We start from the raw sequence: 7883 nt of genomic DNA on the forward strand, positions 1-7883 counted from the left end.
GATAAGCTGCCACAACTCTTTGCCGTAGATCCAAAGAATGGGTTGGCATCCCTTTCTCTCCTTCCTCTTGAAATCTGTACCCCATTTTAAATTAACAGGCTGTAGTGAGAGAAGCCAAGCTACTCAACGGAACACCAGGGCAGTACCAAGCTCTGAATGAGGCCATTCGTATCCGTTGAGTACAAGCAGTCGGGGTAGAAACTTTCACCTGACGGGATGGCCATTGCCTTCACCGGCGGCAACCAGGCAGGTACCTTTGCCTTGTACTGCAACGGCAAAGCCAGACAGCTTATCCTCGGCTCCAAGATCAACCGGGTGCGGGTGGTGCGCAGAGCGGACAGGTACTACGCCTAGTTCTGCCTCGACAGAGAGCGCTGGGCACAGGGCGAGTACACCGGCCAGATAGTGGGTCTCGACCTGGGGCTGCACCACTTCTACTCCGACCAGAAGGGGAACACGGTAGATTGTCCTAAGTTTTTGCGCCGGAATGAGAAGCGGCTGAAAAGACATCAACGCAAGTTGAGCAGGACATTCGTCAAGGGAGCTGAGCGGCAGTCCAACCCCTACCACAAACGGAGAAAGAGGTTGGGCAAGGTACACCTGAAAGTCCAGCGCCAGCGTAGAGACTGAGCCATGAAGCTGGGCCGGTACGTAGTGCTCGCCTCTGGCGTTGCGGAGCACTTTGTCTAACAACGTCGTGGCGTATGAGGATTTGCAGGTGAAGAACCACCGCCTGGCCAAGTCCATGCCAGAGATCCCCACACTGCTCCTGGTTCAAACAATGACACTCTCTAACGCCAGCCTAGAAAGCCTAGAAATTATTCATCAAATGATTGTTCGAATAGCGAGGGTGTTTTTTGGCACAAAACCCACTGCGGTTCCTCGTCACGATAGTACTCTTTTTTCCAGATTGGCAGCCGATGCTTGATGGCATTGATGATGTAGCGTGTTCCAGCAAAGGCAGCAGCTCGATGGACAGCGGTAGTACCAACCCACACTGCGATGTCGCCAATCGCAAGATGGCCCTGACGGTGACAGGCGATAGCGCCACAGAGATTGAACTTAGAGCAGGCCTCCCGGAGGATCCTTTCGCCCTCCTTCTCGGCGAGGATTTCATAAACTTCGTACTCTAAGCTGAGAACAGTCCTTCCCCTGTTGTGATTGCGTACCCAACCCTCGAAGGTTACGAGGGCACCCGCTGTGCTATCGGCAAGTAAGCGGCTGAGCTCGGTTGTTTGGATAGCAGTGTCACTAATCAAAAACCGCAGCATCTAACCTCCACAGACTGGCGGAATAAAAATTACGAAGGCATAGTCGTCAACCGGACTAGTTAGGTCACAAAATTCATGATTGACAGCAACTTTAATATCTTCCACTGCCAGTGGGAAGCCATACTTTGCCTTCACCTGCTGATACAACTCCAGGTAGCTTGCTGCATTGGTTTGGAGCACTTCTCTACTTCGTTGAGCCTGCTCCCTCAGCATCGCCACATACTGGATAGTTACAGTTTTGGTCAGGGTAGACTGAGTTGTCATAGTTTCGATTACCTTGAGCTTAAAAGACGTTCAAAGGCAGCATACTCCTCTGGGGTATTGACGTTCATCAGTTCGGCCTCACAGTCAGGGGTAACTAGGGTACAGGGTTGGTCGCCAAGGACTTTAACAGGGCAGTATACCCCGGCTGCATAGGCAGCCCTCAGCACTGCTGCAGCCTGAGGAGTATAGATTGCACAGAGAGCCTCTGGAAAGCCAAGTTTGGGGTTAGCATAACAGGTCGCAACCGTTTCAGCTTGATAGTGCTCCAGTAGCTTTTGGATTGTCTTTGCTTGCAGATTGAGGAGATCGCAAGCAACAACTAACCAGTTAGCTTCGGGATGGGTGTTCAGGGCAGTCAGCAGACCACTGATTGGGCCAACGCTTTCTACTTGATCCGGCAGCGTGGGCAGCAACTCCAGTGGCGTGCTCAACCACTGACCGGCACGCGCTGATAGATAAACTCGCTGGCAGTAGGGTTGTAGCAATTCATAGAGATAGGCAGCATACGGTTTGCCAGTGTGGTTCAGCAGAGCCTTATCCCGGCCCATGCGCTTGCTCTGTCCCCCTGTAAGTACCAGACCGTAGAGAGGACGCTCCAGGAGGGCGTTTTTGCCGCCGGACTTGGTCACTAGGCGGGTCTCTCGAATACAGATGTGGGGTGACACCGACTTGCACATGTCGTAGATCGTCAGCGCCGCTACCGAAGCACCACAGAGGGCCTCTATTTCAACGCCTGTTTTGGCGCTAGTCTTGACAGTGCAGTGAACAGTTACAAGCAAGCGATCATCAATTTTGATATCAAAGGTGCAGCTCTCGACGGGAATCTGGTGACAAAAGGGGATCAGTTGCTCAGTCTTTTTAACAGCCATAGTACCCGCGATAACTGCTGTCTGAAACACCACTCCTTTCTCGAGGTAAATATCTTGACCAACAATATATGTACTCAAAGCAGGCGGCAATTGAACTATTGCTTGAGCTGTCGCTACTCGCAAAGATGCAGATTTGTTACTGACATCCACCATCTGCGGTTGGCCCTGAGCATCAAGATGCGCCCATACACGATCAGCCTCACCCATAGATCTAGCCCCCTAAACTGTACATCGGATGTAAAACCTGCTCGACCCTGCGCATTGGCTTCATCCCTAAAAGCTGTTGGTAAATCTGTCGGCGTTGTGCTGGTGTCGCATCACGGATTGGCAAGCCGTTTTCGGTAAATAGGCAAGCAAAGAGACGTCCATCGGCGGTCAAGCGCCAGCGCGAGCAGGTGCTGCAGAAAGGTTGCGACTCGGAGGCAATAAATCCGATTTTGGCAGCCCCATCGACTGTGAAGTAGAATGCTGTAGAATCAGGTACCGTCGGCAGCTGGGTTAGGGTATAGCGTTCCTTTAGGCGAGCAATACACTCTTGTGCTGAAATGTAGCGCTCATCATAAATATGGTTGGCATAGCCAATCCGCATCAGCTCCAAAAAGCGAACTGTCACACCTGTCTCGCGAGCAAATTCAACAAAATCAAACAGCTCATGATCGTTGACGCCTCGCATCAGAACTGCGTTGAGCTTGATGCTAAACCCCTGAGCAATACCCTCCCGGATATTACGAAGAATATCGGCAAGGCAGTCTCGGTGTGTGATCCAGGCTTCAGTAGCAGGCTGAAGGCTGTCGAGACTGATGTTAAGATTATGAACATTGGCAGCTTTAAGGACATCCCAGTAGAGGTGCAACAGCACTCCATTGGTCGTGAGGCTGAGGGAGGGAATTTTCAGCTCAGCAAGCCCCTGCATGATTTCGGCAAACTCGCGCCGAACCAGAGGTTCGCCACCTGTGATACGAACTTCCTCGATGCCATAGTCCAGCAGCTCACCGATAATGTCTTTGTATTGCTGCGGACTTAGATAGCTGCTTTTGTCCATGAACTCAGGATACAGGGGCATACAGTAGCGACAGCGCAGGTTGCATTGATCGGTCAGGGAGACCCTCAGCTTGCGAATGCGGCGGTTCCATTGATCAACTAGTTGCATCCTAGTACCAGGGATAGAATAAAAAGACTTCGCCAGCCTTAAAGACCACTTGATCTTGGGGGAGCTCTACAAAGCCATCGCTGGTTGCCAGAGCAACAAAGTCGCCAGAGCTCTGAGGCATGATTAGTGTGAGGGCTTGGTTGCTACCAAGCTTGGCAGGTACAAAAAAAGTGAGATTAGGCTCAAAGGTAATGGTCTCACCCAGATAGCCGGAATAAACGGTGCGGTTCAGCAGATAGCGATGCAGACACACAAGAGCTGAGACAGGATTGCCTGGTAGCCCCCAGACAATGGTGTCAGCTTGATGATCAATGCCAAACCACATCGGCTTGCCCGGTTTTTGGGCGACACCGTGAATATAGGCAGTAACGCCACAATGTTGCCAAATTCGAGGTAAGTAGTCGCGTTTTCCCTTCGAGATACCGCCGGTGTAAATCAAGAGGTCATAGCTTTGGGTGTTAGTTTGGTAGTGGGCGATAATGCTAGCCGAATCATCGGGGATGTGGTCAATCTCGACCTCGGTGTAACCGTAGGCGAGGAGAGCAGCTCTGAGGGCGTAAGCGTTGGAGCATCGCAGTTGATAGGGTGTGGGAGTTTGCTCGATGGAGACCAATTCATCACCTGTGGCTACAAGTTTGATGCGGGGAGCTGCTTCGACTTGGACATGGCTGTAGCCGAAGGAGGCTAGAGTGCCGATATGAACGCTCTTGAGGGTAATGCCGGGGTGGAGAACGAGTGCCCCTGCGATGCAGTCGCTGCCTTGTCGATGAATAAAATCACCTCTGCTGCGCTCAACTTCATAGGTGATGGTAGCGACTCCCCGCTCGATACTAATCTGCTCGTAGGGGACGACAAGATCGCTACCCAGCGGCAGGGGACAGCCGGTCATCACTTCGAAGCACTGCTGCGGGTCGGCCAGCGTGGCAGCGCTTACCCCAGCGGCAGCCATGCCCGCAACCCTAAAGCGGCGCTGCCCAGCGGCATAGGCAGCGTAGTTAATGGCAATGCCGTCCACCATGACGCGGTTAATCGGCGGGTAGTCACGATCGGCATAGATCGGCTCAGCAAGAACCCGGCCTGCGCACTTCGCGATTGGGATCGACTCGGTTCTAGGTGGCAGCCACTGGGCTTTGATAACGGCTTCAGCTTCTTGGACGCTGATCATAAGCGCTGAAAGTAAGGCCAACGAATGGAGTGTCCGAGTATGAGCTGCACCTACCCTAGCAGCGCTTATCTTGGCTCCAGGGTGAGGAGAATTCCTGAAAGGCAGGTACAAAGTTACGGTTTTCGTGCTTGGAGCAACTAAGCTTAATGAGGGCAAAGCGCTGCAAGGGCGTTAGCTTTTGCCACAGCTCAAGGGTCAGCACAACCCCCCTGGCTGCTGCTTGCTCAAGGACGCTGGCAGGGATTGCGGTGGCATCTTCCCAAGCCGGTTTTGGATCAACAGGCAGTTCACTAGCTTGTTCTTGGCAGACATTTTCAATAAGGTGAATCAGGTACTCGCGGTAGGCAGCACGGTCGGCAGCAGTATCAGTTGGTCGGTCAATCAAGCTTTGGCGCTGCTGACGACTAAAACGCAGCCACTGATGTAGTTTGAGTTTGATGCCACACTGATCCAGCTTCAAGCGCACAACCATAGGGATGCAGCGGAGGCTATCGGCAAAGTCTTGCTCGAACTGAAAGATCATCGCGTTACCCAAGACATAAAGTGGGCTTAGATTGACAGGGGTTCGATGCGACTAAGTCTGACGGCACAGGCTTTAAGTTCAGGTTGCTTCGAGCTAGGGCAGGCAACCGAGTGAGTGAGGGCATTGCAGGCGGTATCTTCACCCCACAATGGTCCCCAATGCATCGGCATAAATACCGTGCCGGGGCTGATCGCCCGAGTTATTTTAACCGGGAGGGTAGCCTTGCCTCGCCGTGATTCAACCCTTACCCAGTCGCCATCGGTGAGCCCTACCCTGTCAGCATCACGGGGGTGAATCTCGAGAAAAGGCTGGGGGTGCATTGCCCGGATTTTGGCTACATGGCCAGTACGGGTTTGGGTGTGCCAATGGCCATAGAGGCGTCCTGTAGTGAGGACATAGGGATAGTCGGGATCCGGCGGTTCGGCAAGGCCGTGTGAATGACTGGCGATGAAACGAGCGCGACCTGTAGGCGTTGGAAAGTGGTGATTGATATAGAGGTTGCGGGTCTCGATTGGTCCAGTACGGGGATAAGGCCACTGTTGGGGGCCTTGGTGCAGGAGCTCATGACTGAGGCCAGAAAGATCACAGGGACGCCCAGCAGTAAGACCGACATATTCGGCAAAAACTGCTGCGCTATCGGCAAAGCTAAACGCCTGGGCAAAGCCCAGACGGCGGCCTACTTCCGCCCAAATTTCCCAATCAGCCCGCGCTTCACCGGGGGGATGGCGCCACGCCGGACAGAGAGTAACGCGGCGCTCGGAGTTGGTCATGGTGCCCGTTTTTTCACCCCACTGAGCAGCAGGCAGCACCAGATGCGCGTAGGCAGTGGTTTCGGTAGGAAAGTAGGCATCTTGGACAATCGTGAAAGGCGATCGCGAGAGCGCTGCTGCTACCCGGTGCAGGTCGGGCAAGCTCACCAGCGGGTTGGTGGCGGCAATCCAGAAAACATCCAGGGCGCCAGCCTCCAGAGCGCGAATCATCCCGAGAGCATCGAGGCCAGGCTCAGGATTGATTGGGCCAAGCTGCCAATGCTGCTCCACAGCAGCGCGATCTTCCGGGTTCGTAACCTTGCGATAGCCGGGCAAGAGGTGGGCCAAGCCACCCGCCTCTCGGCCGCCCATGGCGTTAGGCTGCCCCGTCAGCGAGAACGGCCCTGCCCCCGCAAAGCCTATTTGGCCAGTGAGCAAATGGAGATTGATAAGACTTGTAACCTTGGCAGTACCTTCGCTGGACTGGTTAAGCCCCATTGACCACATGGAAAGGGTTTTCCGGGAGTGCTGCCAGAGTCGAGCGACGGCAATTACATCCTCAATTTCTATGCCGCAGCGACTAGCCACACGCGCAGGAGTGTACTCGGCCACCAGAGCCGCATAGGTCTCAAAGCCTTCGGTGTGTTGGGCAATGAAGTCGTGGTTGATGGCCCCCCATTGAATGAGTAGGTGGGCGATACCATTGAGCAAATCAATGTCGCTGCCCGGAGCAATCCCAAGATACAGATCTGCACCCTCAGCCGTCTCGGTACGGCGGGGATCCACAACCACCACCTTCAAACTCGGGTCACTCTTGTGGCGCTTGCGCAGGCGATTGAACAAAATTGGGTGGCACTCAGCGGTGTTGGTGCCGATCAAAAAGGCAAGCTCACAGCTATCGAGGTCAGAGTAGCTACAGGGAGGGCCATCTGAACCCAAGCTTTGGCAGTAGCCCTCCACGGCAGAGGACATGCAAAGGCGCGAGTTGCTGTCAAAGTTATTACTGCCCAGGCAGCCCTTGAGTAGCTTTTGGGCAACGTAATAATCTTCAGTATGCAACTGCCCTGAACCATAGATCGCAATTCGCTCGGGGCGACTCTGGCGAATGCGCTCCACGATCAAATCCAGCGCTTGATCCCAGCTAATCGGCTGAAAATCATCGCGGAGGCTGGAGCGATAAAGAGGCACGGTGGCACGGTTGTGATCAAGGGTTTCGAGAAGAGTGGCACCCTTAACACAAACCATGCCTTGACTGGAGGGATGAGACCGATCCCCGCGAATTCTTGTGCCGCCAGCCAGAATTTCCAGGCCACAACCAACCCCACAGTAGGGACAGAGGCTACGCACGTTATCCATTGCTGATTCTCATCTGAAGTTGGTTTACTCCTCCTGGGCAAAGCGACGGTGGAGAAAGTCGAGGAATTTGTTGCTTGGGCTGCAAAGCTTGGGCGCCTCAGGGATCCCGACAGCCAAGCGGGGAAGGGTGCGTCCATGCTCAAGCCCTTAACGCAGGCCAATATAGGGGTGTCGCCTCCAGATCTTTGGTAATGTGTGCTACCGTTTGTTACCTATTATGCAGTTATGTCATCTTAAAATGCTCATTCAGATGGACGCAGGACACTCCCCTTTTCCAGAAGGGAGTAGCTTTGCCGCTCCTAATCCGCCGCCGAGCACGGCTAGTTGACACTCCCCCGACTGAAGTCGGGAGATTCTTAAGTAGCCCACAAACGGACTTGTAAAGGTGTTGTCAAACCGCCCCTAGACAGTCCCTCGAGGCAAAGCCCCAAAGTTCTGCTTACTTTTTTCAGTAGGTTAGCCGCAGCGTTAGCATCAGCGTTCACTAACCACCCTTTGGCTGTTTGGCACAGTCCCCGCTTTATCCACTTCCCAGA

9 protein-coding genes are annotated in these 7883 nt (G+C 53.8%); 2 read left to right on the forward strand and 7 right to left on the reverse strand.

Going from position 1 to position 7883, the window contains the following annotated elements; all coding sequences use genetic code 11:
* Positions 1-216 precede the first annotated feature (216 nt).
* On the forward strand, positions 217-354 hold the full coding sequence (locus NW853_RS02675; protein WP_414335724.1) for a hypothetical protein: 138 nt from the start codon (positions 217-219) through the stop codon (positions 352-354).
* 51 nt (positions 355-405) lie between these two features.
* Positions 406-630, forward strand: a complete 225-nt coding sequence (locus tag NW853_RS02680) for a transposase (protein ID WP_414347632.1) — start codon at positions 406-408, stop codon at positions 628-630.
* A gap of 188 nt (positions 631-818) precedes the next feature.
* Here the strand turns inward: NW853_RS02680 and NW853_RS02685 are convergent, their stop codons facing one another.
* From NW853_RS02685 to NW853_RS02715, 7 genes are read right to left on the reverse strand one after another with little or no spacing between them, the layout of a single operon-like run.
* Positions 819-1271: a molybdenum cofactor biosynthesis protein MoaE gene (locus NW853_RS02685; protein WP_414335721.1), complete on the reverse strand. Its 453-nt coding sequence runs from the start codon at positions 1269-1271 to the stop codon at positions 819-821.
* On the reverse strand, positions 1272-1535 hold the full coding sequence (locus NW853_RS02690; protein ID WP_414347635.1) for a MoaD/ThiS family protein: 264 nt from the start codon (positions 1533-1535) through the stop codon (positions 1272-1274).
* Positions 1536-1543: 8 nt separating this feature from the next.
* Positions 1544-2611 carry a cyclic pyranopterin monophosphate synthase MoaC gene (gene moaC, locus NW853_RS02695; RefSeq protein ID WP_414347638.1) on the reverse strand — a complete coding sequence of 356 codons (1068 nt, stop codon included), beginning with the start codon at positions 2609-2611 and terminating at the stop codon, positions 1544-1546.
* A gap of 4 nt (positions 2612-2615) precedes the next feature.
* Entirely contained in the window at positions 2616-3554 is a 939-nt protein-coding gene (gene moaA, locus NW853_RS02700) for a GTP 3',8-cyclase MoaA (protein ID WP_414347640.1), read from the reverse strand.
* Position 3555: 1 nt separating this feature from the next.
* Positions 3556-4719 carry a molybdopterin molybdotransferase MoeA gene (locus tag NW853_RS02705; protein ID WP_414347642.1) on the reverse strand — a complete coding sequence of 388 codons (1164 nt, stop codon included), beginning with the start codon at positions 4717-4719 and terminating at the stop codon, positions 3556-3558.
* 55 nt (positions 4720-4774) lie between these two features.
* A complete protein-coding gene (locus tag NW853_RS02710) occupies positions 4775-5242 on the reverse strand; it encodes a nitrate reductase associated protein (RefSeq protein ID WP_414335726.1) in 468 nt (155 codons plus the stop codon).
* A gap of 26 nt (positions 5243-5268) precedes the next feature.
* Positions 5269-7347 carry a molybdopterin oxidoreductase family protein gene (locus NW853_RS02715; RefSeq protein WP_414347645.1) on the reverse strand — a complete coding sequence of 693 codons (2079 nt, stop codon included), beginning with the start codon at positions 7345-7347 and terminating at the stop codon, positions 5269-5271.
* Positions 7348-7883 lie beyond the last annotated feature (536 nt).

Source organism: Synechococcus sp. H55.11 (assembly GCF_047462475.1).
Classification (GTDB): Bacteria; Cyanobacteriota; Cyanobacteriia; order Thermostichales; family Thermostichaceae; genus Thermostichus.

Excerpts from the sequence above, each read along its gene's own strand:
- NW853_RS02675 (WP_414335724.1), top strand. The coding sequence starts at position 217 with ATGGCCATTGCCTTCACCGGCGGCAACCAGGCAGGTACCTTTGCCTTG.
- NW853_RS02685 (WP_414335721.1), bottom strand. The coding sequence starts at position 1,271 with ATGCTGCGGTTTTTGATTAGTGACACTGCTATCCAAACAACCGAGCTC.
- NW853_RS02690 (WP_414347635.1), bottom strand. The coding sequence starts at position 1,535 with ATGACAACTCAGTCTACCCTGACCAAAACTGTAACTATCCAGTATGTG.
- moaC (WP_414347638.1), bottom strand. The coding sequence starts at position 2,611 with ATGGGTGAGGCTGATCGTGTATGGGCGCATCTTGATGCTCAGGGCCAA.
- moaA (WP_414347640.1), bottom strand. The coding sequence starts at position 3,554 with ATGCAACTAGTTGATCAATGGAACCGCCGCATTCGCAAGCTGAGGGTC.
- NW853_RS02705 (WP_414347642.1), bottom strand. The coding sequence starts at position 4,719 with ATGATCAGCGTCCAAGAAGCTGAAGCCGTTATCAAAGCCCAGTGGCTG.
- NW853_RS02710 (WP_414335726.1), bottom strand. The coding sequence starts at position 5,242 with ATGATCTTTCAGTTCGAGCAAGACTTTGCCGATAGCCTCCGCTGCATC.
- NW853_RS02715 (WP_414347645.1), bottom strand. The coding sequence starts at position 7,347 with ATGGATAACGTGCGTAGCCTCTGTCCCTACTGTGGGGTTGGTTGTGGC.